At 62.0% G+C, this 24,933-nt stretch carries 23 protein-coding genes; 15 read left to right on the top strand and 8 right to left on the bottom strand.

Going from position 1 to position 24,933, the window contains the following annotated elements:
* Positions 1–398: 398 nt before the first annotated feature.
* The 8 genes from KF684_01880 to KF684_01915 all read right to left on the bottom strand — a co-directional run bounded on the left by KF684_01880 (position 399) and on the right by KF684_01915 (position 9,340).
* On the bottom strand, positions 399–704 hold the full coding sequence (locus KF684_01880; GenBank protein MBX3351656.1) for a hypothetical protein: 306 nt from the start codon (positions 702–704) through the stop codon (positions 399–401).
* 23 nt (positions 705–727) lie between these two features.
* On the bottom strand, positions 728–1,321 hold the full coding sequence (locus KF684_01885) for a hypothetical protein (GenBank protein MBX3351657.1): 594 nt from the start codon (positions 1,319–1,321) through the stop codon (positions 728–730).
* Between the two features lie 21 nt (positions 1,322–1,342).
* Complete coding sequence (locus KF684_01890; GenBank protein MBX3351658.1) at positions 1,343–2,818, bottom strand: type IV secretion system DNA-binding domain-containing protein; 1,476 nt, start codon at positions 2,816–2,818, stop codon at positions 1,343–1,345.
* A gap of 12 nt (positions 2,819–2,830) precedes the next feature.
* Positions 2,831–3,646 (bottom strand): ParB/RepB/Spo0J family partition protein, encoded by an 816-nt coding sequence (locus tag KF684_01895; GenBank protein ID MBX3351659.1) that lies wholly within the window; start codon positions 3,644–3,646, stop codon positions 2,831–2,833.
* Between the two features lie 3 nt (positions 3,647–3,649).
* Positions 3,650–3,943, bottom strand: a complete 294-nt coding sequence (locus tag KF684_01900; GenBank protein ID MBX3351660.1) for a DUF1232 domain-containing protein — start codon at positions 3,941–3,943, stop codon at positions 3,650–3,652.
* 617 nt (positions 3,944–4,560) lie between these two features.
* Positions 4,561–6,030, bottom strand: a complete 1,470-nt coding sequence (locus tag KF684_01905) for a hypothetical protein (GenBank protein MBX3351661.1) — start codon at positions 6,028–6,030, stop codon at positions 4,561–4,563.
* Between the two features lie 267 nt (positions 6,031–6,297).
* Entirely contained in the window at positions 6,298–6,711 is a 414-nt protein-coding gene (locus KF684_01910) for a hypothetical protein (GenBank protein ID MBX3351662.1), read from the bottom strand.
* Positions 6,701–9,340 (bottom strand): DUF853 family protein, encoded by a 2,640-nt coding sequence (locus KF684_01915; GenBank protein MBX3351663.1) that lies wholly within the window; start codon positions 9,338–9,340, stop codon positions 6,701–6,703. Before KF684_01915 ends, KF684_01910 begins: the two co-directional genes overlap by 11 nt.
* Positions 9,341–9,708: 368 nt before the next feature.
* Between KF684_01915 and KF684_01920 the strand changes: the two genes are divergently transcribed.
* The 15 genes from KF684_01920 (at position 9,709) to KF684_01990 (ending at position 24,698) form a co-directional block, all read left to right on the top strand.
* Entirely contained in the window at positions 9,709–9,924 is a 216-nt protein-coding gene (locus KF684_01920; GenBank protein ID MBX3351664.1) for a hypothetical protein, read from the top strand.
* Between the two features lie 54 nt (positions 9,925–9,978).
* Entirely contained in the window at positions 9,979–10,311 is a 333-nt protein-coding gene (locus KF684_01925; protein ID MBX3351665.1) for a hypothetical protein, read from the top strand.
* A complete protein-coding gene (locus KF684_01930; GenBank protein ID MBX3351666.1) occupies positions 10,298–11,083 on the top strand; it encodes a hypothetical protein in 786 nt (261 codons plus the stop codon). The genes KF684_01925 and KF684_01930 overlap by 14 nt, the downstream gene beginning before the upstream one ends.
* Entirely contained in the window at positions 11,080–11,490 is a 411-nt protein-coding gene (locus tag KF684_01935) for a hypothetical protein (protein MBX3351667.1), read from the top strand. Before KF684_01930 ends, KF684_01935 begins: the two co-directional genes overlap by 4 nt.
* Positions 11,487–11,672, top strand: coding sequence for a hypothetical protein (locus tag KF684_01940; GenBank protein MBX3351668.1), 186 nt, complete (start codon positions 11,487–11,489; stop codon positions 11,670–11,672). The genes KF684_01935 and KF684_01940 overlap by 4 nt, the downstream gene beginning before the upstream one ends.
* Positions 11,673–12,008: 336 nt before the next feature.
* Positions 12,009–12,689: a ParA family protein gene (locus tag KF684_01945; protein MBX3351669.1), complete on the top strand. Its 681-nt coding sequence runs from the start codon at positions 12,009–12,011 to the stop codon at positions 12,687–12,689.
* A gap of 12 nt (positions 12,690–12,701) precedes the next feature.
* The gene (locus KF684_01950) at positions 12,702–12,989 is read left to right on the top strand and encodes a hypothetical protein (GenBank protein MBX3351670.1); all 288 of its coding nucleotides are present in this window, start codon (positions 12,702–12,704) and stop codon (positions 12,987–12,989) included.
* Positions 12,986–13,936 (top strand): hypothetical protein, encoded by a 951-nt coding sequence (locus KF684_01955; GenBank protein ID MBX3351671.1) that lies wholly within the window; start codon positions 12,986–12,988, stop codon positions 13,934–13,936. Before KF684_01950 ends, KF684_01955 begins: the two co-directional genes overlap by 4 nt.
* 400 nt (positions 13,937–14,336) lie before the next feature.
* Positions 14,337–14,588, top strand: coding sequence for a hypothetical protein (locus KF684_01960; protein MBX3351672.1), 252 nt, complete (start codon positions 14,337–14,339; stop codon positions 14,586–14,588).
* A gap of 629 nt (positions 14,589–15,217) precedes the next feature.
* The gene (locus KF684_01965; GenBank protein MBX3351673.1) at positions 15,218–16,042 is read left to right on the top strand and encodes a hypothetical protein; all 825 of its coding nucleotides are present in this window, start codon (positions 15,218–15,220) and stop codon (positions 16,040–16,042) included.
* Between the two features lie 179 nt (positions 16,043–16,221).
* Positions 16,222–16,428 (top strand): CopG family transcriptional regulator, encoded by a 207-nt coding sequence (locus KF684_01970; protein ID MBX3351674.1) that lies wholly within the window; start codon positions 16,222–16,224, stop codon positions 16,426–16,428.
* A 2-nt stretch (positions 16,429–16,430) separates the two neighbouring features.
* Complete coding sequence (locus KF684_01975; GenBank protein MBX3351675.1) at positions 16,431–18,281, top strand: hypothetical protein; 1,851 nt, start codon at positions 16,431–16,433, stop codon at positions 18,279–18,281.
* Positions 18,193–20,421, top strand: coding sequence for an N-6 DNA methylase (locus tag KF684_01980; GenBank protein MBX3351676.1), 2,229 nt, complete (start codon positions 18,193–18,195; stop codon positions 20,419–20,421). Before KF684_01975 ends, KF684_01980 begins: the two co-directional genes overlap by 89 nt.
* Positions 20,405–23,623, top strand: coding sequence for a hypothetical protein (locus tag KF684_01985; GenBank protein MBX3351677.1), 3,219 nt, complete (start codon positions 20,405–20,407; stop codon positions 23,621–23,623). The genes KF684_01980 and KF684_01985 overlap by 17 nt, the downstream gene beginning before the upstream one ends.
* Before the next feature lies 1 nt (position 23,624).
* The gene (locus KF684_01990) at positions 23,625–24,698 is read left to right on the top strand and encodes a phospholipase D family protein (protein MBX3351678.1); all 1,074 of its coding nucleotides are present in this window, start codon (positions 23,625–23,627) and stop codon (positions 24,696–24,698) included.
* Positions 24,699–24,933 lie beyond the last annotated feature (235 nt).

Below are 24,933 nucleotides of genomic sequence, written 5' to 3' on the forward strand. Positions count from 1 at the left end.
ACCGCTGCCAAACGTGGAGCGTCAGCCGCACAAGCTCTGGGGTGATCCAGTCCGGCACGCCGGCTGGCAGGACGAGATCCGGCGCTCCCACTGCGGCAGCCGCGTCAGGTTTGTGCGCTCGTCGGACCACTCTCCGCCTCCAAGCCAGACCGCTTCTCGTCGATGGGCCCGTGGATCGCTCCCCGGTCCTGAAACACCGCGTGCTGAGTTCGCGGGCCGCCATTCGCCAAGACTGGCCGAGCTTCTAGAGTGCGTGCCCTTCGCACACGATGAGCCCACCACCACAACACGAGAATGCATACGAGTAATGTGAGTGGGTCTTTGAGCACAATGGCTACAGCGAGCACGCAGACCGCCGCTGCGATGATTAAGGCCGCAATCACGCACGGGGCCATGGGTTACTCCCGGTCCATTGGTCGTTCATCGCGTTCAGGCTCTCGAAGCGGTTCCCCCCGTCCCTTCGCTTGCTCTAGGTGGGTTTCCAGCTGCGACGGCGCGGCGTCGTTTCGTGACGGTACGGCATCGTGCTCACCCTTCAAGCCTTCTACAACCATCGACGGAGGCTTGGTGCCCAGCATTCCGTACTCAGGATGCTGCGCGGCGGTGCCGGGTCCGTACAGTGCCGAGCCCAGCTCGTGAAGCCCCTGCCTGAAGTACGCCCCGAGGACTTCCTTTGACCGGCTGATGTTCTCACGCAAATTCATAGGACACTCTCCTTGAGGTGCGATTACCGGTTGCGATCCTGCCGCATTTCGCGGAACCGATCCGCGAGCGCCTGCTGCTCGATCCACGCATCGTTCAGTTCCACGGTGCGGGCCCGCTCGACCGCATCGATGGTGCTGTTGAGCAGCCCCGATGCGAAGGCCGCGACCATGAGGTAGCTTCCGAGCGATTCGCTGATCGGCAGCATCAGAACGCCAACCACGCACACGACCACTGTCTCGGCTACCACCTTGATCTTCTGTTCAGGCATCTTCCGGAAGACGCGATCTAGTCGCGGCCGGCCGTTGTATCGGCTGTGAACATGGTCACCCCGGGCCGCCATGCGCAAGCCCTCGATGCGGGCGCGAAGCTGCATGACGATGTAAAGGCCCCAGAAGATCAGCAGTGGACGCGGGTCCTCGCGGGGCCACAAGACACCCCAGAACGGTAGTGCGAGGATGGCGATCGCCGACGGCGCGCCGAAGTAGCGTGAGCCGAATCGTGTGCGCAAGAAGACTTCGATCGGACTGGCGAGCACCTGAGCCGCGAGCACCATGAAGTTGGCGCCCTTCCTGGCGTCCTCGATTGGTGTCCAGCCTTTGGGTTGCTGATCCTGCATGAGTCGATCCCTTCTGTTCGGTCACTTCCTCTGACGGAAACCGGTTCGCAGCCACGTCCGGCCGTTCGGAAAGCGCTTGCCACCCTGATAGACAATGGCCTCCGTGATCCAGTGCGGCGGCCCGCCCTTCGCAAGGCTGTTGAGGTCCGAGGCCTGGAGTTCGTGCTCCCAGACTTCGCTGAATCCTGCAGATGCGCCGGACGACCCGCCCCAAATGGGAGCAAGCCAGTCGCCGCCGTCGCGCGTCTGGTTTCCGCTCATCATCAACTGCCGGGAGCGACCGACGAGCTCCTGCATGTACTGGATGGTCCTGACATCGGTCTGCTGGTGGCAGATTCGAGTCTGCAAATTGGTCAAGAGGCTGTGTACTTTCGCTTCGGAGTGTGGACCGAGAGCGTCGATCATGCCGGAGATGCTCTGGGTGGCGTAGACCACCGCCGTCCGCGTGCTTCGTGCGATGGCTTGGAAGTGCTGGTCGGCATCGACGACAAGCAGCTGGCTCTCGTCGGCCACGATGAAGGTGGGGCGCGGATTCCGGGAGACATCGCGACGGGCGTGCGCCCGTTGCCACGCGAACTTCAGGATGACCTGGATCAGTGCGCCGACTTCGTTATGCACGAGCACCGGAAAGTCTGCGATCATGATCGCGCCGTCGTACATCATCGACGGTGACACGTTCGGCGTGGGTGACGAGAGCATGTCGCGTGCCGCTCCACGGCTCAGGAGATCGGTCGCCGATGTGAGCGTGCTTTGCACCACACTCCGGGTGCGCGAACTCAGCGCGGGCAGTTCGTGCAGCAGGTAGCTCAGAGCAAGATCGAAGTCGGCCTTCTGCGATTCCGCCTTCGGAGCTTTGTCCGCCGCCTGGAGGCATTGGAAGCAGAATGAACTCTTCTGCCAGGCTTCGCTCTGCACCTGTTCAAGCGACACTGGAGTGGTCGTGATGAGACGGTGTAGATCGGGCACTGTCACGGCTGGCCGGGCCAGACTCAGCACGAGCAGGCTGTTGCGGGCAAGCCGCATGCTTTCAAGACGGAAGTACCGCTCGCTGTCGCCGCCTCCTCCGCCAGAGGAACGCCGATCGTTCAACTCCGTCACCGTCATCAGCAGGGCCGTCAGATTCTCGACGAGCCCGACGGGTCCCCTGCTCTGCCGTTGCTCTTCCGCGATAAAGTTGTAGCGGATGCGATCGTCGGGTGAGAACACGAGGAGATCGTCCAGACGCCCCGCATCCCGCACGTATCTCGTGTAAAGCGCCCGGTCATCACTCTTTGCGGTGAGAAACAGGCCACCGTATCCGGCCCCAAGAAAAGCCTTACACATTGCAGCCATTGCGCCACTAGTCTTCCCGGAGCCTGTCGATCCAAGCACCTGTGCGCCTTGAAATGAGGACCCGATCGACCAAGGCGCACCCGCCGTCCAGTCAAGGAGCGGCGCCTCCAAGTCCCAGTTCGCGTGACAACGCTTCCTGCGCCGTTTGCCGAAGAACCATCCCATGACTGATCCTCCTCAGGTCGATGCCTGGTCCTTGAGCGTGCGGATGAATGTGTGGAGCGAGAGCCCCTGTGCCTTGGCCTTCCTGGCTCGCGCCAGCAGGGGTTCGAGCCATTCGATCATCGAATCGAGGGTGAGCCCTTTGCCTGTGATCGTGACCGCCCGGTCGGCACCCAACAGCGCGGTCGCTCGCACGACTCCGGCCCGCTCCGCTTCCTCCGCACGGCGCGCGCTCTTGAGCTTCCGGGTGAGCGCATCGCGTGACAGCATCCGGCCCGCCGCCTCCGCGGCGAGCGACTCCTGTTCTTGCGGGTCATCGACTCGGGCAAGGTGATACGCGGCGTCCGCAGAGATGCCTCCGCTTGCCACCTGAGCCTGAATGGACTCCGGCAGTGTGAGGAGCGCGAGCGAGCGAGACACCGTCGCCCCCGAGAGGCCGAGCTTGCGAGCGACCTGTTCTGCGTTCCAGGACGAGAGAGTCATCAGCCGTTCAATCGCTTTGGCCCGCTCCAGCGGTCCCAGTCCCACACGTTGCGCATCGATCACGAGTTGGCGGTGAATGACATCGTCCTCGCCAAGCTCCTCATCGGTGACAACAACCGGCACCTTGGTCAGACCGAGCATCTTCGCGGCTCGTACTCGGCGTTCACCGTCGAGCACTACGAGGGTGTCACCCTCTCGCCGCACCAGGAGAGGCGTGTGAATGCCACCGGACTCCCGGATGCTTGCTGCCAAGCCGGCGAGATCGTCCGCTCCAAAGCCGGTTCGGTCTCTGACCTGCGGCCGGCACACAAGCAATTCGACTAGGGCTTCATGAACTTGCTGCGGCATCGTTCAGCCCTCCTCATCGGGTTTGAGGGCGAGTTCCGCATCGCTCCGAGCAGAACGCTCTTGCGTAGGTGATGCGGACTGCCGACCGAGTTCCTCCTCCGAGATCGTCGGGGAGCTCAGGACCCGCCACACGAGGTAGATCGCGTAGCCGTCGTCGATCCAGCCGATTGCAGGAATGAAGTCGAAATCGAGCGGGCACAGCACGTATCCCACGCCGGCTCCAAACGCGATGAACTTCTCGACGGGCGTGAAGCCAGTGCGACAGCGTGCAAGCAGGGTCTGGATCGGATTCGCCATGAATGCGCTCCTATTCGCCAGAGGTGTCATTCGTGCCGCGATCTACATGCCGCGGCGAGCACGTGGAACATACGTGCGCATTGGCGGTAGACAACGTGCTCAATACATGCCGAACACGTGCTAGGAGAACAGCCTCCCAGGAATCGCCAGCCGCCATTGGGCGCTCAGGTGGGACTGCGGCCCAAGCCTTCGCGAGCCAGAGCCTTCACCGTGGCCGTCAGCTCACCCACAAGCCGCGTCCCATCATGCCTGCCACTCGCGACGCCCATCGCTGTGTAGCGAGCCGCGAGCTCCCGTCCGCTTTCTTCAATTAGGCTGTCGCGGAGACGCTTGCCGTCAGAACCGTGAGGCTCCAACGCACAAGCGAAGACTCTGGCCGCCAGCTCGCGCTCATGGCTCACCAGGTTGTAGATCAACACTCCAATCGCTTCGGGGTCGCTTGCTGCGCGCGTGCGTACTGCGCCCAACAACAAGCGATCACTCGGAAATGGAACTGTCGTCCAATCCACACTCGCAGGCTTGTCGCTTCCGTCGCTCACAACACCGTTATCACTCCATGTATGACATGCACATGAGCACAACGCGTGGGTGTATGTCAAGCTTCATCGACGGCAGTGCTACATGCCAGCGGACGCCAATTGCTCGGCTTTGACAAGTTCGGCCTGGAGGCTCGGTCGCAACTGTGCCAACCGGGAGAGCGCACCAGGCTTAAATCGTGCGGCTTGTCGATTCTGTGATACTTCGAGCAGAGTGGGCATGCCACAACGTTTGGCCAGATACACGAGGTGGTTGTGTACCGTCGTCGCGCCCGGTAGAGCAGCGTCCTTCAATCCCACCTGTTTCCTGTTTGCGATGAGTAGGGCGGACCTCGCCAGACGACGAGCTGATACGGCATCCTCGGGCCACGCCAAACAAGTGTCCAGCAGGGCAAGGATGCTCTTCTCAAACTCGGCGACGGCTCTTTTTGCAACGCGAGGGCTGCGAGTCACCGCATCTTGCAGCTGGGTTGGCACAGCGGGTAACTGTGATGCGTAGTCACGCCATGTTTTCGCTTCGCGGGACTCAATCACTTCTTGCGGAATGGCTTCTACGCACCTTTGCTTTGCGATAAAGGACTTCAAGCTCGATGCCCAAGGCTCGCGGAGCAATGCATCGAGTAGTGGACGCAGACCAAGGTCATCAATATCGTTGTGAGCAATGTTCAACGTTGTCAGTGACGGACACTGGCTGTCCAGATTCGCAACTAACCTTGCACCCTGAGAGCCGATCGCGTTATCGCTGAGGTCAAGCACAGACAACGTGCTCGCTTTGCGTAGAGCGTTGCACAACGCGGCGCAACCGATCGGGCCAGCCTGATTGGCGCTGAAGTTGAGGGTCTCGCAGCGCTCACTCCCCGCGTTCTCCAGAGCTTCTGCCCAGGCAGCGATTCCGGACGAGCCAAGCCAATTGGCGCTGACATCAAGAGCGTACACGTTGTGCATCAAGCCGCGCTTCCACATCGTTGCCATGGCGAGAGCGCCATCAGCGCCAAGGCGGGTGTTTGATAAATGAAGGCTCCGGAGCTCCGTTGCTGCTCGTTGAAGCCATCCCGCCAGAAGCCGTGCCCCGTGGTCGTGCATCGGATTGTGACTGAGGTCGAGATCGATGAGTGTCGGATGTGCAACGTCCCATGCCCCGATTAGTGCGCGGAGTCGCTCGGTATCCAAGCCGACGTTTCGCAGAGTGAGGGAGCGTAAGGATGGAAAGCCGAGGACACTACGACCAAGCCTCTCCATGGAAGCGGCCGATAGCGTCGCCCACTCCAGCCGAAGTGTTTCCAGAGCGCTAAACGACTGTCGCGCGTCTACTAGCTCGGCAACGCCCGTGTCACCCAGCCCGGTCCAACCAAGATCAAGGTATCGGAGGGACGCAAGGTGTCCGTCCCGTGCCGCGTCACACAGACAGCGCACGCCCAAATCGCCAATCTCCCACCGATACAGATCGATGCAAGTCAAGCGCGGCATGAAGGGGCTTAGGCAGACGAGCTGATTCCACCATTCCGGGTCAACGAGGCTTTCGCGAAACGCGAGAGTGTCGACCAGATCCAACGCACCCTGCTTCGCGTGTCGCTGAAGACTCTGATAATCCCGGGCGCCGAAGGTCGTAACCCCAGAGTTGCTCCCAAGGTCGAGCCGCCTGCTCTCACCGCGCGAGAGCGCAGCGAGTTGACGCTGAAGCGGAGTAGTCTGCCTAGGACTCATTCTGACCCAGTTTATCCGGGTACCGGCGTCCCGTGACGCCGGCCATGCGCTACTCCCATGTCAGCGCCCGCCGCTGACACGGTGACAACCGCCAGCAGGATCGCGAGGCGTCACTCACGACCACTTGATGCCGTCGATGACAGTGCCGCTCGGGTCGGCCCTCATCGCCTCAGCTCGCTCGGTCTCCTTGATCCATGGCACACGATGCCGCACCAGCCCATCAAAGAGGCGAACGGTCGGGCGAGTTTCCTTGTTGAGCCCTGATCCTGTGATCGTGATGGATCGTCCAGGCAGATGCAGGGTGATGCCCTTCGCGGGGTCCAACTCGATGCGTTCGATCCAGCCGTATCCAACGGCCAGAACGTGCCCGTCCTTCCGGCGCAGTTCGAGCATGATCGATCGATCGCGGACACCACGAAGCCATCCGAAGCAACCCATGTCTTCTTCATCGCTGACTTCCGAGCCGGGTCGGGCGACTTCACTTGGAGCCCCACGCTTGGCGTACTTGTCGATGAGACTATCGGTCATAGTCGAGTGCCTCCCTGTCAATCGCACGTCCGACGCCAGCGTCGGCGTGCTGCCCTTCCTGCTCGACAACGCGCTCGCGAATCACGCGATGACGGACTGGATCAAGACCTTCGACGAGTTCAGTGCCGCTCAGGCGCTCTTCGCTGCGGCTCACGGCACGCAAGAGCTCGGCTTTATCGTCCGTGAACACGACGACGCGCTCCCGCCCGCGCGACGCGCTCACGTAGAACTGCTCCCGCGAGGATGCCGGGAAGGACTCAGACGACTGTCCGACGATCACCCGGTCGAACGTCTTCCCTTGGCTGGCATGGCTGGTCACGACCAGGCCATGCGTCAGATGGCCATAGTCCCTCGGAACGACCCATCCATTCTCAAGCACGATATCCCCGCTGGGGGCAAACGCCTTGATTGTGTGGAGATCACCGTTGTTCAGGCGGTGGCCGCCTCCTGCTGTCGCACCATTCCGCGTGATGCGGATGCGATCGCCAGGAGACAGGTCGATCCGACATTGACGATAGACGCTGTATCGCGCTGCCTGATCGAGCGGCACCCGGCCATGACCGACGAGGACGCGATCGCCCTTCCCGTGGCCCTTGGCGTTCTGATGGAAGATCAGGACATCGTCGGGCTGATAGCTGGCCGGATCATGGCGCTGGCCGAGCGTCAGGTTGGCGGGAACAAGCTGCGCGAACTCCCGCGTCTCTTTACCCAGCCTGCCCTCCGACCGCAGTCGAGAGCGAATCTCATCCGTGATTCGATCGCCCTCAGCGTGTGTGGGCGATACCACCAACGCGGACTTCCCAGCATTGACCGCATCAACGTATTCATCCGCGATCGCCCTGTAGCGGTCCTCATCCGGCACTGCCCGAATCCAGCCGAGTTGATCGAGCCGCCGGAACCCCGCCTCCGTTCGATCCTCACTCAGATCCTTCACCGCGGCCTTGTACTGATCCTTCTGCCGTTGAATCTCACGGATTTCCGCGGGCCGCAGCCCGGCCTCATCCTCAAGAAGGCGCAGGGCGGCGCCGCGTTCGACAGAGCCGTGCTGACGCCGGTCGCCGGATAGCACCACGCGGGCATTCTGTCGCTCCGCCAGATCGAAGACCTGGCGCATCGTCCGCGTGCCGACCAGGCCGGCTTCGTCAATCCAGATGACGCCGCCGGACAGTTCAGCCTGGAGCTTCTGATCAGCGAGCAGTCGGGCAACTGTATCGGCAGATTCAAAGCCCGCTTCTCGCAGGACCCCCCTTCCGGCATCGGCGGAGGGAGCGAAGGCAAACACACGCACTCCGGCTTGCTCCATTGCCTCGCGTGCCTCCTGCATCATGGTGGTCTTGCCCGTCCCCGCCGCTCCGCGAATGAGCACCACCCGATCGCGCGATTGCAGAACATGCGAGACAGCGGCCTTCTGCTGGGTGTTCAACCATTCACGGTGACACTGCTGCTTGTCCAGGCTGATCGGCCGGCACGAGCCGCGTCCTCCTCGGGCGAACGCCAACATGTGTGTCTCCTCTTCCAGCACTTCGCGTGTGGTGACGAGGCGACGGCCATCCCGAGTGGCGCGAATGAGCGGCTGCGCGGCGGTGAGGCGTTCGATGGACTCGCGCGAGGCCACTCCCACACCCTGCCGCAGAGCCTCCGCCTGCAAGGTTCGCTCCGGAAGCACAGAGGACCGCTCGAAACTGTGCGCCATCGCCCGTTCCACGGCGTCAACTGCCGCACGGTCATCCTCTCCGATTGACACACGTCCGATGCGCCGCGTGAGGCTATTGAGAGCCGCGGCTTCCTGTTCGGTTATGCGCGAGCGCCACAGCCCGTCAAGCTCGGGCATGGAAAGTTCCTTCGCTTTGCCCGACCGGGTCTGCGCTCCCAGTTCAGCCTTCGCATCCGGGCTGGTGATCCCACGCTCCTTGGCGAGCTTCTCAATCCGGGCCGTCCGGCGAGAGAACTTGCCGAGCGTCTCCGGCGCGATGCCCCGAAGCTCCCAGCCGGTCGCGGTGCGCTGGGTGTCAAGACCGAGCTCTTCGAGCCGGCGCGCAAGCCGTGAGTGGAAGACCGCCTCGAAATACGGCGCGTCCCGCTTGATGTCTCCGAACTGCGCAGCCTTCCACCGGTTCTCCTCCGGGTCAAATGTCCCATTGAACACGAAGCAGTGTGCGTGCAGATGGGGATCGGGCACGCCGTCTTCTGGCCGTGCGGTGAAATGGATGAACTCACCCCAGACGAGATTGCCGGTCAGTCTGTCTTCGTTTTTTCCGCCGCGCCTCACGCGAGCCTTTGCTTCCGCCTCGATGTCCTCCATCGTCGCATCGACGGACTCCCGGAATGCCGAGAGAATCCGCTCATTCTGAGTGAGTCCGTACAAGAGCGACACGCTCTTGGGACAGTGGAAGTTGAAGTCGTAGCCGACCCGTCGCTCGCTCTTGCGCCGGGCCGTGAGCGGATCGCCGGTTCCGGGCTGGCGATTGTCGCAGAGCAGGTCCCAGTCACTGCGATCAATCATCCCGGAGAGCTGGAGCCGAGCGGCGCCCTTCCCACGCCAGTGGCCGACGAGCTCCTGGCCTTCGGTGTAGTAGTCGGCTGTGCTGTAGTAGCTCTTGGCACGCGCCGCGCTGCTGCTCTGTGTCACGCGAAGCATGGTTCACCCTAGCACGGAAATCCTGCCAATCCGTTAACGCTGAACGATCGCACAGTGTGTGCATCGATGATCACACTGCTACGCCGCGCAGATCGCATGGTTGCGAAGTATGTGTCAACACTGCCGCCGGGTGATGAAGGCGTCGGCGAAGTCTCATGCCGAGCAGAACGCCGCCCGCGTCCCGTTCATGGCACTGTGAATCGGCAGCCGGTCCGTTCAAGCTGCCAAGACCGCTTTCCGCGAGCGGAAGCCTTCGGCCTTTCGCTTGACCGATGCGCTGCGCACCGTCTCTCGCCGCTTCGTTGACGTGCCATCGGGACGCGATGGGCGTGTTCCGCACACAGCAAAGGAGACTTCACATGACCGACACTAACACCACCAACAGCAGCGGCAGCGCCCGCACCCCCAGCCACATCGCCTACCAGGTTCGTGATCGCGAGGGCAAGAAGGGCATCTGGACCCGAATCGGTTCAGCGTGGCCGCACGCTGACGGAAAAGGCTTCAACATTCAGATAGAGGCCGTGCCTCTCGACGGGCGGATCAGCCTTCGGGTTCTCTCAGACATCAAGGACTAGCGATCAACTAGGGCGGGCCGATCGGCTCGCCCACCCTTCAGAAAGGACTACACCATGACATCGACCTTTATCGAACTTACCGAAGACGCCTTCGATGCCCTCTTCCCGCTCGTATCGAATCACCTGAATCCCAACGCCACCTGGTGCCTGAACGGCTCCGGCGGCTGTCTCTTCGAGACCTACGGACCCGAACTGGACTTTGTCCGGCAGCAGAACCCGCGCTCAGTCTGGACACTGATCGACGGCGACGACGGGGGGCAGTACCTCGCCAGCGGCGTACACCTGGTCAACCGCATCGGATACCTCGTCAGCACGGCGTTGCTGCCGGAGGGAGTCGAGGCGCAGGTCGCACTCGAACAGGTCGGAGGCGACGATGAGAGTTTCTGAGATCAACCCGTTCTTCATGCGCCGTCGTACAGAACGACACGCCGTTCCATCACGGCAGCCCGAACCGATGTTCGCCCGGCTCCCGCAGGCTCCGATCAACACGAGCCCCGTGCCAAGGCTTACGAGCCTGTACCACCATGCCGACGCGGGCGCATACGGGAAACGGAGCTACCCGGGCAACTGCGGCGGCAACCTCATCCGCGACCTACTGCTCTACTTCATGCCCCGACTTGTGCTCGACCCGATGAGCGGGAGCGGAACTTGCCGCGATGTGTGCCGTGAGCTTCGGCTTGAATGCCGAAGCGGCGACATCCACGAAGGGTTCGACGCGACCAGTGCCGAAACGATGCAGGCTCTTGCCGGTGGGGGTCTGGCCGACTTCGTCTGGGCCCACCCGCCCTACTGGCGGCAGAAGCTCTACTCCGCCGACGGACGCGACCTGTCCCGAGCGCCGACGCTCGGAGCATTTCTGGAGCGGTACGCGCTGTTCATCGAGGCCGCGGCCGGTGTTCTCCGGCCCGGCGGCAAGCTGGCCATCCTCATGGGCGACTACCAGGACCGTGACGCTGGCTTTGTGCCGCTCGTGTACCACACGAAACGTCTTGCCTTCGACGCCGGACTCGTGCAGTGTTGCACCGACATCGTTCGATTCAGCCACGGCGCGTCGAGCGGCCGGAAGGTGTACCGATCCTCGTTCATCCCCGGCCTGCACGACGTGTGCGTGGTCTACGAGAAACCACGCACGCCCACGAGAAAGGAGGCGCGGCCATGAACACGATCGACAACCCCATCACCCATATCCTGGCCGGCATCGCACGCGAGCGGCTGGGCATCGAGACGCTGGCGGTTCGCAACCGCGATTCTCTCGACTTCCACGATGTGTCCGTCTCATGCCTCACCCAGTCGCTCGGCGACGCCTACGAGGCCGGGTATCGGGCGGCCGTCGCCGCGGAGCTCGGCGTGACCGGGGTGATCTACAGCCAAGACGCCGAACGATTCCCGTGGCAGGTCTTCTGCACCGAAGAGCGGTGCGTGCTCATCTCGCGCGACCTCAAGGACCACCTGGTCATCGCGTCGGAGATGCGGGCCATCGATCAACCGCTTCGCGTGCCCGTAGAGGGAGTCGGACTGGAAGTACTCGAAGTCGTACGCCGCGAGCTGTACGGGGCCCGCCGGTGAGCGATAAGGCTGTCTGCGACGACCTCTTCCACCGATGCGCTCTACGAGCGTTCGTGGAGCAGGCCGAGCATGAACAACAGTGGCCCGACCCGGAGGCGACCAGGCGGCTCGCCTTCCGGCTCTACGAGCACGCGCTGGCGGCCTCCGAGCGCAACCGAAACGACTCATCGTTGACCCCCTGAACCGCAGGCATTCTGAACGCACGGGCGTGGTCTGCGCTGACTGATTATCCGGAAGTCGGAAGGTGGCAGGCAGAGAGTACTTTGATTCAGACGTCTCCCCTAAGCGGTGCTTAGGCAGTCTTTCACCGTGAAAGCTTGAAGGCTGGCTGACATGCCATCCTGCCATCTTGCCGCCCTGCCAGCCTGCTGTCTGGATAGCTGGCTGGCTGCCAATCGTGCCATCATGGTGGCACGTCAGCATGCAAGCACGCCCGCAAGCAAGGCGAACAGCGTGCTGTCCTGCCAGCGTGAAATAGTGCTTGCCGGCAAGCCTGCAATCGTGCTATCGGTTGAAGCATGATCATCGTCGTCGCAAACTCCAAGGGCGGTGTCGGCAAGTCCACTCTTGCCGTCCACCTCGCCGCATGGCTCTCGCATCAAGGCCATCGCGTCGCGCTCGCAGATTGCGACACGCAGCAGTCATCGTCGGAGTGGATTCGAGAAGCACGGCCTCAGGTCAACACCGTGCGCCTCGACAATCCCGACACCATCCTGAATGAACTCCCGGTCCTCGCCCAGGACGCTGATTTCGTTGTCGCCGATGGACCGGGCAGCCAGACCGAGACCAGCCGGGCTCTGTTGCTCCGCGGCGACCTTGCCATCGTCCCATGCAAGGCAAGCATGCTGGAGGTCCGCGCTTTGGCGAAGGCGACCGACGTACTCCGCCAGGCTCAGGACATCCGCGCCGGTCATCCCAAGGCCGTGATCGTGCTCAGCATGGTGGGCAAGAACTACCGGCTCACCCAAGACATGAAAGACGCTGCCTCGGCCCTGTCATTGCCGCTGGCCTCCACGGCGATGATCCTCCGTCAAATCTACGCGGACGCACCCGGCCAGGGAGCCGTGGTGTGGGACATGGGCGCACGGGCCCGCGATGCCGCCGACGAGGCGGATCAACTGTTCCGAGAGATTCTCCCGCACGCCGTTCGCAAACCCGTCGCGATCGGTGCGGGGAGGCAGAAGATCACATCCAGATAGAGGAGGGAACCCATGGTTGATAGACGCACACTCACCGAGGGGCTCAAGGCCACACCGCCACCCGTTGACAGGGGCAAGGAGCGAGATTTCGTCTTCGCCGGAAAGGAGTCCGCACCCGCTGGCGGCACAGCCGGACTTGGCCGAATACCGATCAGCACGCGCGTGCGTGCCGACTTCGCACTCGCCCTCAAGAGGGCATCCCTTGAACGCCAACTCAAGGCGATCGAACCCAACACTCTTCAGGACATCCTGGAGGAGGCGATCGAGCCGTGGCTCAAAGCCCATGGCTACGTCTCGTGAACATCGACGAGTTGCCACCGCCGCCGGTCTCGGGTCTCACGAGACAACAGTGGGGCCTGCTCATCACCGGCGATCAGGTCCGCCAGGAGCCGCCGGATCGGTTGCAGTTCTCTCACTCTGTGCTCTGCCAGGTAGGCCTTCCACGCAAGCACACGCCCGAGCGACGCTATGAGCGTTCAAACGGAAAGCTCAGCGTGCTCATCGAGGCCGGCAGCCTGTGGAACGGGCTGTCATGGACTGACCAGCCCTTACCCTACGGAGCGATTCCCCGTCTCGTCATGGTTCACATCAGCACCGAGGCGGTCAGAACGAAGAGCCGCGTCATCGACGTGGGCGAGAGCATGCGTCAATTCCTGACGCAGCTTGGACTACAAACCAGCGGCGGACCCCGCGGTGGGTATACCGCACTCAAGAAGCAGCTTCAGGCGCTTGCAGCCTGTCGCATGACGCTCGGCATGACCGATGGCGACCGCGTCTCAACCATCGACGCAAAGCCGATCAAGCGTTTCGACGCTTGGCTGCTGAATGGAGAACATGATGGGTCACAGCGGACGCTGTGGCCGGGAGAGCTCGAGTTGTCGGAGGACTTCTTCGACACTCTCACACGGCACGCCGTTCCGCTCGACTACCGGGCTCTTGGAGCCCTCAAACACTCGGCACTCGCCTTGGACATCTACACATGGCTCGCCCATCGACTCCCGCGCGTGAGCAATCCCATCGGAACAAAGGTCAGTTGGTCGAATCTCAAGGATCAGTTCGGCCAAGACTACAGGCGATCCAAGGACTTCAAGAAGGCATTCCGTCACGCTTTGCAGCAGGTATGCACCGTCTACCCGGATGCCAAGCTCCGTGATGCTCCAGGCGGGCTGATTCTTCAACCGTCACGGTCTCCGATCCCTCGCACTCTCGTTTCCGTGAGCACTGCAAACGTCCGCCAGATTGATTGACAACCCCTGTGGATAAACCACAAGCGCAGAGACTTATCCACGCTGAATCGCCCGCCCCTCCGTGCGCTGAATCACCCTCCGAGGCCCCCGCGTCATGCGCTGAATCACCCCCCCGTAAAACCTAGAGCAACTTCCTAGAGCACTTCCTGTTGTTGATGCGATGCCAAGCCGGGATATCGAGATAGCCCAGGAAGCTGCCCAACGGACATACCGCTTGCATGGGAAGTGGAAGGACCGGCGGTCATCAGAGACTTCCCGCGACCCTTCATAGGCTGTCCAGATGAGCACACCAGAGCAGAGACCTTCACGTTCACCAGTCGACCTTAGCCATCCCCACTTCAATCGTTCTGAACGACGGCTTCGAGAAATCGTTGATGTCTGCATGGGCTCCCATGATGGAATGCCGCTGATCAACGTCTTGCTCTCTCGCGTCCCCGCCATCGGCGAGGAGGTCGCGGTCGAAGCCAGGATCTATCGCGTGATCGGCGTTCAGCATTCAACGCTGGATCTCGACGGACGCGCGGCATTCGGCACGCATGCCCACCTCACGGTGGTTGAGGTGCCTGATGTGGACTACCTCCATCGCCCCGAGAGCCCGGCTCTTCGTCGCACTCGCCGCAAGAAGTCTCGCAGGAAGCCGGCACCAGAGTGAGAAGCGGACACAACCGCCGCGAGGACGCCTTCAAAGCGGGCACTCGTCAGTCGAGCCTTGACCGCGACCGAGTATTCCGAGTGAAGTGAACTTCGGACGCCACGCCAACTTGGAAGCGTCTATCGGTCTACTCACATCGACACTGCCGCAACGGTTGGTCTCGCTCGGCACGGACTGGCCCACGGGGACGACCTTCGGGCGGAGCGGGACTCGACACTGTCTCGCCCTTGAAACCGCCCAATCTGCTTCCACGCGAATGCCCATCGGCAGCGCGAGAGATGAGCGACGAGCCGAAGCGTGGCACATGGTGGCAGCGCGGAATGCGGTTGCTCGCTTCCCATGAAATGCGTCGGTTCCTGAATGGACCTGTCGGCTTACCAGGCATTCGGCTTTCAGACGCTCCACTCCCGCCGTCACCGCTGCGCTTCCGGTTTCCGTGCTCGGCACACCTCACGCCAGACCCGCCGAGGCCTGCGCCCTTGCGGGAAGGTCTGTCATTCGTTTGTGCCTGCTGCGCAGGGCCCTCCAACCTGCTGCCGACCCCGTTCCGCTCGCTCCATTGCACCCGCGAGTGGCCCCTGTCTGTGCGAAGGGGCCGCACGTCGCGGGACCCGCAACGGAGCAATGACATGAAAGCCGAAGAAGCCAAGAAGATCGCCGACAAAGCCCTCCAGAACCTCACCGATGCTCTCAAGAGCGGAAAGAGCGAGCGACTCACGCAATACCTCGCGATGCTCGCCAAGTTCCACCGGTACAGCTTCGGGAACGTTCTGCTCATCCTCTCGCAGATGCCCGCGGCGACCCACGTCGCCGGGTTCAGCACGTGGAAGCAGATGGGCCGATTCGTCAAGAAGGGCGAGAAGGGCATCGTGATCATCGCCCCGATGAGCATCCGCCCGAAGGAGGACAAGCCCGAGGGCCAGGAGCAGTCCGACCGCGCCAAGCCCATCCTCCGATTCCGCGGCGTGTACGTCTTTGACGTGAGCCAGACCGACGGCCAACCGCTCCCGGAGCCGGCACGAGTCGGTGGCGATCCTCAACATCACCTCACCAGGATCAAAGAGCAGGTCGCGGAGCGAGGCATCAAGCTCGACTACGACGACTTGCCGCCAGGAGCCGACGGCGTCTCACGCGGCGGACGGATCAGCATCCGCCCCGCCCTGGCGCCGGCCAACGAATTCTCAGTCATCGTCCATGAGCTCGCCCACGAGCTTCTGCATCGTGGCGACCAGCGCCCCACCAGCAAGACCGTGCGTGAGACCGAAGCCGAGGCCGTCGCTTTCGTCGTCTGCCAAGCCATCGGGCTGGACACGGGCTCGGCCGCAAGCGACTACATCCAGCTCTACGACGGCAAGACCGAGACGCTGGCCGCGTCTCTGGATCGAATCCAGCACGTCGCCGCGGACATCATCGCGGCCATCCAATGCCCCAACGAGCAGGCGATCGCAGCCTGACTCAGCGACACCCCGGCGGGGAACCGCAGGGGTGTCTTTCCACTTTCGCACTCACCGGGCGAACTGAACGCCCCGTCGTTGGCAGGTGCTACAGTTCGGACGTTGTACGGATTCCATTGCGATCTGCACCAGATTGGTGTAGAGTGGTGCACGAAATGGCCCATACGCCGAGGAAGCCCATGAAGACCCTACAGAAAAAGAGCGTAGCGGCGCTCGGCTACCGAGTTTCCGTCAGTTTAAACGACGACCAGCACGCGTTCCTTTCCGGGCTGGCGGAACGAAAACGCGTGTCCATCGCGTGGGTGATTCGGGATGCCATTGAGCGGTTGATCGCGGAAGAGTCGCCGCTTTTCAAGAGTGATTCAACGCGTGGGGAGCCTGGTTGAACATGGCCAGGACACCCGCAACAAACCGCCGGTCCCAGAGCATCTACGGAGCACCCTTGCCGGCGAGCCGTCGAGGTGCGCTGTTCAACGCCCATGCCTATTCGACGAAGATCGCGCCCGAAGCAGCCGCGCTCATGATCGCGAGCCACACGAAGCCGGGAGCAACCATCTTCGACGGCTTCGGTGGCAGCTGCACTACAGCGATGGGAACCTTGCTCTGTTCTCGCCCGACATCGGAGATGATCGCAACGGCGAAGCGGCTACGCCTTCCCGTCACCTGGGGAGCTCGCCATGCGGTGGTCTACGAGCTGAGCGGCTTGGGCTCCTTTCTCGGCGAGACACTGTGCTCGCGGCCAAGCCCAGAAGGCTTTCGGAGAGCGGCGGAGTCAATCCTCCGCCAATGCGAGTCCGAATACGGGTGGATGTACCAAGTCCGCGACGACCGGAACCAAGAAGGCGAAATCCGCTACACGATTTGGTCGGAATGCGTCCGCTGCCACCATTGCCGCGCCGAAACTCCTCTTTGGGAGAGTTCGGTGAGCCTTGATCCGGCCGAGATTTCGACCGACTTCCGGTGCCGACGGTGCGGCCAGGTGGAAAAACTCAACGGCCATCGCCGCGCCACCGCAAAGCGCTTCGATGACATCTTGGGCGAAGAGATTACTTCCCGCAAGCGCATTCTGGCCCGCGTCTACGGATCGACCGGTAGCCGCTCTTGGAGTCGCGAGCCTCTGAGCTCGGATCGAGACTTGCTCGAACGTATTCAAGCCACCAGAGTTCCTGACGCATTCCCGGTGATTTGCATGATGGGCAAGGGAGGCGTCAACTGGGGGGACCTGTACCGCAGCGGCTACCACGAAGGCATCACACACGCACACCACTTTTATTCACGCCGCAATCTCATCGCGTTGGCGTCGGTGAATCGTTTGATCGCGGGGGCACCCCGTGCCCTGCGCGCCATCTTGTCGCTCTGGCTGTCTAGCTACAACGTGAGTCACTCAACGCTAATGACGCGGGTGGTGGCCAAGCGTGGTCAGCGCGACTTGGTGACCACCAGCAATCAGCCGGGCGTGCTCTATCTGAGTGGTCTACCTGTCGAGAAGAACGTCTTTGACGGTCTTCGCCGGAAGATCAAGACCATTGTCAATGCTCTTGAGTGTCTCGCAGATACCGAAGGCACAGTCACGATTCGGCAAGGGTCTTGCACGAGCACGCATCTCGCCGACAAGTCAATCGACTACGTGTTCACCGATCCGCCTTTCGGCGGAAATATTCCATACAGCGAGGCGAACTTCTTGAGCGAGGCGTGGCTCGGGCGCTTTACCGAGACCGCCCAAGAGGCCATTATCAGCCCGGCGCAGGGCAAGGGGCTTCGCGAATATGAGCACCTGATGGCGGCGGCGTTCCAGGAGCTACATCGGATCATGAAGCCCGCCGCCAAAGCAACGGTGGTCTTCCACTCAACGCAACGCTCCGTCTGGAATGCGCTGGTAGCCGCATTCCGCGCCGGAGGCTTCTCGGTCGAGGCGTCTTCCGTTCTCGACAAGAAGCAGGGCAGCTTCAAGCAAGTTACTACGCCGAATGCTGTCAAGGGAGACTCGCTCATTCTGCTGCGCAAGGGAGAGATCACAAAACGAGAGAACGGCCATGACGTCAAGACTGTCATTCGCGGTCTCGTAGCCAAGGCACTGAGGGGAAGGGATCCTGAGGAGCAGTCCAACCAACGCCTCTATTCTCGTTTCATCAAACAGTACCTTGACGAACATGCAGAACCGCCGCTCGGTGCAACGGCCTTTTTCAAGGAACTGGAGCAGCATTTTGTCCGTGACGGCGAACTCACTCTCAGCAAGTAGCGATCTCGAGGCTCTGCGGCGCCAACTGCGGACCTACGAGCAGGCGCTCGGCCGCTCGAAGCGCAAGCGGCTCGGGCAGTTCTTCTCTGGAACTCGGGCCTCTTCACTTTTGGCAGCGTTGTCCATCCGCGGCCAGGTGCGAACGATTGTCGACCCAATGGCAGGCCACGGAGACCTGCTTGATGCCGCGGCCTTGCGATGCAGCTCAGTGGGCCTCTCTGTCCAACTGACAGCGGTCGAGATCGATCCTCCCACCGCTGAACTCGCGGGCAGAAGGCTTGGCCTCTGCGCCGAAGTCGGAGGACATGCCGCGGAGACAATTGAAACCAACGCCTTCAAGCCGGGTCTTTGGACTGGCGACCGAAGTCCAGGCAGCTTCGACCTCGTGATAACGAATCCTCCGTACGTTCGCTACCAAGAGCACTCGTCCACCCGAGTCGCTCCCGGCGACCGTTTTGACGCTGGCGACGTTCGAGCCGCACTTCGCGAGCTTGTGCGCATGCTGCCAGATCGCACCGAGGCGAAGGCATGGTCCGCTCTGATCGAGGGCTACTCCGGTCTCGCTGACCTCTCGGTGCCCTGCTGGATGCTTTGCAGTTTGCTTGTCAAGCCGGGCGGCACTCTGGCACTCGTCGTCCCGCAGACTTGGATGAATCGCGACTACGCGAAGATCATCCAATACGTCCAACTTCGTTTTTTTGAACCGCTTGTCGTCGTGGAAGAGCACGGTGTCGGTTGGTTCGAAGATGCCCTCGTGCCAACGACACTCGTCGTCTCTCGCCGCCTGCCTGCGCACGAGTCCCTTGTGCCATTGTCCTTAAGACCAGAAACTGCATGCACAACCACGATTGCGGCAATTAGACCTGCCGCGGCTGACAGTCGTAGCCTTGTGGGCCGCGTCTTTACAGGTCCTGATCCGGACGCTGCTTTCGCCCAGTGGCTCCTTGCGCCATCCCCAGAATCCGCCGACCAAATCGCGGTCCGCCGAGTCCCCTGGGCAGAGCAGTGGCGGACTGTTTCCGCACATTGTTGTCATGAGCATTGGTTCCGAGCCGCGGGCGAGTACGCCGCCTTGCAGCCCGGAGTCGCCAACACCTCCCGCGCTCCGCTACCCGCACCTCTTCAGACTGCACTCGGTCAAGGGACGGCTCCGGCGCTCACGACCTTTGAGGCTCTCGGGTTCCAAATCGGACAGGGGCTTCGTACCGGCTGCAACCAGTTCTTCTACGTGGAAGCCGCCGGTTCGGATTCCGACGGCGGCCAACGCGTTCGCGCGAGCGACACACTCGGCGGTCGAACACTTTGCGTTCCCGACGAAATCCTCAAGGCTGTGGTTCGCCGGCAGAGCGACGTTCCCGGCTTTGCCGTTCAAGCCGAGGCGGTTCTCGGTCGAGTCCTCGACCTGCGCGGATGGTGCTTGCCCGAACACCTTGGAGCCGCCGCAACTTTGCGGCCGATGCCTGCCGCACTCGCGGATCTCGTCCGCCGGGCCTCCCAGACGACAATCGGTCCTCCAGAGCGGCGTGTGCTTATTCCCGAACTCTCCGCAGTCAGAACCAATAGCCGCGCCGGCTCAGGAAACGAACGCCTCTTTCCCGGTGTCGGCGCTCCGCGCCACTGGTACACACTCCCTGATTTCGCACCTCGACATCATCCGTCCCTCTTTGTCGCCCGCGTCAACTCAGGCACGCCGTGGTTCATTCTGAACGCGCCGCCGCCCATGCTTATCGACGCCAATTTCTCCACGATCTATGGCAGTCCAAGGGCGATGTCACCGATCGTTCTGCTAGCACTTCTCAATTCCACATGGTGCCGAGCCTGCACCGAGTTCATTGGCACGCCGATGGGCGGCGGCGCTCTGAAGCTTGAGGCGACGCAGCTTCGTCACTTGCCACTTCCCGTGCTCTCGCCCGAGGCGATGTCACCGCTCCAAATGCTCGGAGAGCAGTTGGCTACGTCCACAACATCTCGTTCAGAGGAACTCACGCTTGCCATCGACCGGATTGTTCTGAGCGCTCTGATTCCGGCATCCGAGACGGTGGAAGCGTCACTCTCGCGACTCCGATTGATCATCGCAGACCGTCGCGCCCAGCGCTCTCGGGCTCCAAGGGAGGCGGTGCTCTTTGACCACGCCGATTGACGAACTCATACGCCGATGCCAGACGCACCGTGATGCCGGTGCGAAGGAGAAGAAGCTCCGCGAGGAGTTCGTCTCCCACCTTCGGCGGGTTTTCCCGGATACCTTCGATCAAGCATGGATCGATCACTACATCGAGGGCGCGGAAACTACCCAACGTGGCAAAAAGAAGGGCGGCGCACGCGCGGCGATTCGCTTTGTGGACACGCTCGTTCGTGCCACCGTCATGGAGTACGAGCCTGACATTCGAGACCGGGCCACGTATGACCACGGCAAAGCGCAGGTCCAAGAGTACGCCGCGAATCTCATCGCTGCCGGTACCCCAGTAGAGCAGGCAAGAGGCGTACTCACCGACTTTGTGAAGTGGGAGGTTTATGGAGTCTCGCTGCGTCGTTCGGTTGCACCCAAGGACACGCTCCCTGAACACATCGAACTCACTGTCATTGAAGAGTTCGATACCACTCGATCAAGCCCGCACCTGGGGGATCAGTTCAAGGCGTTTCTCAAGGCCCACCTAGCCCGCGAGCAGTCTCGAATCATTTCAGCAGAAAACCTTGTCCTCGACATCGGACTGAAAAGCAGGCTCTTTGGCGAATACGCGAGCTCGCTGCAAGCCCTCGTCGTCGCGGCCCGTAAGAGCGACGACTGTGTCAATCTGGCAACCGCGCTTTGGGCACGCTTCATCGACCATCTGGAGACTGGCGGCACATCGTTCCGCGCGAACCATTACGCGGCTGAGTTGTTCTTCACCATCGTTGTGCGACTGCTCTCCGCAAACATTCTGACAGGCACGGCACTGCGGAGCGACGCGGATGAGACCGGTTCGATCCTGACCGGGGGCTTCTTCGCCGAGCGATTCCGGCTCTCTAACTTCGTCGAGCGCGATTACTTCGGCTGGATTGCCGACAACGCACATTTGCCCAGCTTCATCCCCCTAGCGCAACGGATTCAACTCGATCTTACCGCTTACGACTTCACTCGCCTCCCCGACACGGAAGTATTCGGGCCGCTCATAGGGCAGCTTGGCGAAGAGACGCAGCGTCACCTACTCGGGCAGGCGAACACGCCTCACTGGCTTGCTGAGCGCCTCGCCGACCGCGCCATCAATCAGCTTCCCCGCGGCGTGCTCCCCAACTTCGTTGACATGTGTTGTGGGTCGGGTGCGATCATTGCCGAGTGCCTGAAAGCCGTCTTGCGTCGCAATCGGACCTTACCCATCGAGCGACTGGCGGAGTGTGTGACTGGCTTTGACGTAGACCCCCTGGCTGTTTCCTTTGCCAAGACCACTTGGGTTCTGACGCTTCGAGTGCAGATCACCGCCGCGATTCACGCGGTCACTATTCCGATCTACCACGCTGACTCGCTGTTCGTCGCGAGCCCTACAGCCAGAGGATTGCCTGCAAGCGGGGGATCGCACATCGACGTTGACCTTGATGGCACAATTGTGCGATTGCCCTCCGTCCTCATCCAGCCTGAGTTCAGGCAGGTGTTCGACGACATCGTGGACTGGGCGTACGACACAGCTCTGGATGCGGGGGCCAAGGGCGGTGCTGCAGGTCTTTCGGAGGCTCTAGCCGGCACCCGTCTTGATGCAGCGCTTGCCGCCCACGCGGTCTCTCTTGAACCAGCCATCGCCGACGCCGCCCGTGTCGGCTTGTTCCATCTAGCGCAGCGCATGACGGCCCTTGCCATCGCGCGTCGGAATGGACTCTGGGCCTTCATTCTCAAGAACACCTATCGACCGAGCCTGCTCGCGGGCCAGTTCAACGGCATCATTTCCAATCCGCCCTGGCTCGCCCTGAGCAAGATCGCGAACAACCCGTACAAGGAGCGCATCACCGACCGTACCGATTCGTACGGCCTGCGTCCGACCGGATCGTCGTTCCTTCATTTGGAGATCGCCACCACGTTTCTGACCTACGCAGTCGATCGCTATCTTGCGCCCCAGGGGCAGATTGCCATCCTGCTGCCAGGAACGTTAGTCAACGGCGACCATCATCAGCCGTTCCGCAATGCTGCGTACCAGACGGCCGCCCGATCGGTCCTGTTCCAGATCGATGAGCTCTGGAACGTAAAGCGGGAGACGTTCAAGGCACCATGTGTGGCGGTCATCGGTCACAAGACCGGTGCCGCAGGTGTCGTGGACTCAGACCACGTTACGGGATTCATCAGCGAGCCGGCGCACCATACGCCGGTCGATTTCAGCGTCCACACGCTTGGTTCACGTCGCACAGCGTGGAGTATTTCAGAGGCCGGGACTGACAGCAAAGCAGGGGCGGCGGGACACCTGACGCCGAATCAGGGTGCCGACCTGATGCCACGCACGGCCGTGTGCGTCACCATTGTCGATCGCACCGGCACGGAATGGAAAGTGGAAACGCCCACCACGACCGGAGCGATGGCCCATGTCGTGGCGGACAGCAAGAAGATGAAGTCGGCGCGGTTCAACGGATTCGTCGCGCCGCCGTTCATCCACGGCATGTTGCAGTCGAAGAGCCTTGTTCCGTTCGCATTCGACCCGCGGCTGCCAAGCATCGCGATTCCGGTGACCCGTGCCAAGGATCGCTCGCTCACCTTCGTAAGTGACGAGGAGATTCGCGCGATGGGCCATCGCCAGACAGCTATACGTTTCGCCAAGATTGGCAAGGCGTACGAGGATGACGGCATCGACAAAGCTTTCCGCACGTATCTGGATGAGCGAGGCAAGCTCCTGAAGCAGACATTTCCGGCGACGGGCTACCTCGTCCTCACGGGACCAGGCGGATCAAACACGGCCGGCGCGGTGTACGAGTTGACGCCAAGTCGATCGGCGGTGCTCGTCGACCAAACGCTGTATTGGTACTGGCTCGACTCTCAGGAAGCGGCCGACTACTACGTCGGCCTGTTCAACAGCGGGCCGCTCGCAGAGCGAATCAACGTGTTCATTCCCGAGGGCGTCTTTGGACGCCGCCACCTCCACACTGTTCCGTGGCAGGTCGCGCCGGTCTTTGATCCCGCCAATGCCTCGCACCGACAAGTTGCGGCGCTCAGCGGCAGCCTTCGGGAGCAGGTCGCGAAGTTCATCAGGAACTGCCCGGAACTCGAAGACCCCGGCAAGTGGCTCAAGACGGGACGCCGCCTCATTCGTGACTGGCTGGAGTCCAATCCTGACATGCAGGCTCTCAACAAGGACGCAGCCAAAGTACTCAAGACCACGGCACCGTGAGATGGAGCTGATCCTCCAGGACGAAACCTCTCCTGGCGTCGTGCTTGACGCCTTGATATCGCTTGCCGACCAGAGGATCGATCAGCTTCGCATTGCCGTTGCCTACACGACTCTGGGAGGCTCTGAGTTATTGATGCCGCAATGGCGTCAGCGAGTCGGAGACGTGGCGTGGCAGGCTCTGCCCAAGGTGCTGATTACATCGGTGGACTTTGGACTGACGGATCCGGCAGCGTTGGCTCTATGGGCGCAACAGCCAAATACGCGCGTTCGACTCGCGAACGCTCATCTCTTGGCGGGCGGTCATCTCCGACCCGCCGAGGCGTTCCACCCGAAGCTCTACTTGTTGGATCACGCGGGTAGTCAATCGTGCGTCATGGGGTCGGCCAACCTCAGCCGGCGCGCATTGACGATCAACACGGAGAGTGTGGCCCGCGCGCGTGGCGTGCCTGAGTTGATGCGTCAGGCGGACTGGGATCACCTTGAGGCAGCCACGACGCCGCTCGACGATCAGTTGCTAGGGCAATACGAGGCACTTCGCCCGCAGCCGCCCGCGTTTCAGGCTGATGAACCACCTGCGCCTGTGGCGCTAGCGCCGGCGGCGATTCCAGCCTTTCCGGACGAAGTCGATGCGGGGCGCCTTGATCCTGCGGCATTTGACCGGTTCTGGCTCGAAGCCGGATCAATGACCACAGGCGGCTCGCGGAACATCCTTGAAGTCCCGCGGCACGCGAACCGCTTCTTTGGCTTCAACTTCAACAACTACGCCGACCAGCACATCGTGATCGGACACCCAGTTCTGACGCTTGGGCCGCGTCGTTGGAACGATCGGCAACTCGCCTGGCACGGCGCGCCGCAAATGAACAAGATGGAAAGGCTCACGCTTCCGACGGCCGCTCAAGGCGGTCCGTTGTATCCCAATACGGCGGTGCTATTCCGCCGCCACGGCCAAGAGTTTGAGCTTGAAGTCGCTGACTGGGATAGCGCAATCGCTGTCGCATGGCGCAATGCGTCCGTCGGTCACGGCCACATCTTTCGGCTTGGTGGACGAGGCCCGCGAGTCTGCGGATTGCTCTGATTGCCGTCGAGTGCACGACTGGTTTTCTGGCCGCGGGCCCGTGGCTTGACTCGGCTGAGGTATGGGGGGTATTCTCCCGCTACCGCGACACGATCGAACAGTGTCGCTCACCCGTCGGAACACTCCGTCGGGGCGGTTACGCGGGAATTCTGGCTTGTCGCCGGAGTCCCGTACGCCTTGGAGCGTCGCCAGAGATCGATGCCGCCTTCGGCCACGCCGGGCAAAAGCCCGGTAC

The sequence above is a fragment of the Phycisphaeraceae bacterium genome (assembly GCA_019636675.1).
GTDB lineage: Bacteria > Planctomycetota > Phycisphaerae > Phycisphaerales > UBA1924 > JAHBXC01.

Excerpts from the sequence above, each read along its gene's own strand:
- KF684_01880 (MBX3351656.1), bottom strand. The coding sequence starts at position 704 with ATGAATTTGCGTGAGAACATCAGCCGGTCAAAGGAAGTCCTCGGGGCG.
- KF684_01885 (MBX3351657.1), bottom strand. The coding sequence starts at position 1,321 with ATGCAGGATCAGCAACCCAAAGGCTGGACACCAATCGAGGACGCCAGG.
- KF684_01890 (MBX3351658.1), bottom strand. The coding sequence starts at position 2,818 with ATGGGATGGTTCTTCGGCAAACGGCGCAGGAAGCGTTGTCACGCGAAC.
- KF684_01895 (MBX3351659.1), bottom strand. The coding sequence starts at position 3,646 with ATGCCGCAGCAAGTTCATGAAGCCCTAGTCGAATTGCTTGTGTGCCGG.
- KF684_01900 (MBX3351660.1), bottom strand. The coding sequence starts at position 3,943 with ATGGCGAATCCGATCCAGACCCTGCTTGCACGCTGTCGCACTGGCTTC.
- KF684_01910 (MBX3351662.1), bottom strand. The coding sequence starts at position 6,711 with ATGACCGATAGTCTCATCGACAAGTACGCCAAGCGTGGGGCTCCAAGT.
- KF684_01920 (MBX3351664.1), top strand. The coding sequence starts at position 9,709 with ATGACCGACACTAACACCACCAACAGCAGCGGCAGCGCCCGCACCCCC.
- KF684_01925 (MBX3351665.1), top strand. The coding sequence starts at position 9,979 with ATGACATCGACCTTTATCGAACTTACCGAAGACGCCTTCGATGCCCTC.
- KF684_01930 (MBX3351666.1), top strand. The coding sequence starts at position 10,298 with ATGAGAGTTTCTGAGATCAACCCGTTCTTCATGCGCCGTCGTACAGAA.
- KF684_01935 (MBX3351667.1), top strand. The coding sequence starts at position 11,080 with ATGAACACGATCGACAACCCCATCACCCATATCCTGGCCGGCATCGCA.
- KF684_01945 (MBX3351669.1), top strand. The coding sequence starts at position 12,009 with ATGATCATCGTCGTCGCAAACTCCAAGGGCGGTGTCGGCAAGTCCACT.
- KF684_01950 (MBX3351670.1), top strand. The coding sequence starts at position 12,702 with ATGGTTGATAGACGCACACTCACCGAGGGGCTCAAGGCCACACCGCCA.
- KF684_01960 (MBX3351672.1), top strand. The coding sequence starts at position 14,337 with ATGCCGCTGATCAACGTCTTGCTCTCTCGCGTCCCCGCCATCGGCGAG.
- KF684_01965 (MBX3351673.1), top strand. The coding sequence starts at position 15,218 with ATGAAAGCCGAAGAAGCCAAGAAGATCGCCGACAAAGCCCTCCAGAAC.
- KF684_01970 (MBX3351674.1), top strand. The coding sequence starts at position 16,222 with ATGAAGACCCTACAGAAAAAGAGCGTAGCGGCGCTCGGCTACCGAGTT.
- KF684_01975 (MBX3351675.1), top strand. The coding sequence starts at position 16,431 with ATGGCCAGGACACCCGCAACAAACCGCCGGTCCCAGAGCATCTACGGA.
- KF684_01980 (MBX3351676.1), top strand. The coding sequence starts at position 18,193 with ATGCAGAACCGCCGCTCGGTGCAACGGCCTTTTTCAAGGAACTGGAGC.
- KF684_01990 (MBX3351678.1), top strand. The coding sequence starts at position 23,625 with ATGGAGCTGATCCTCCAGGACGAAACCTCTCCTGGCGTCGTGCTTGAC.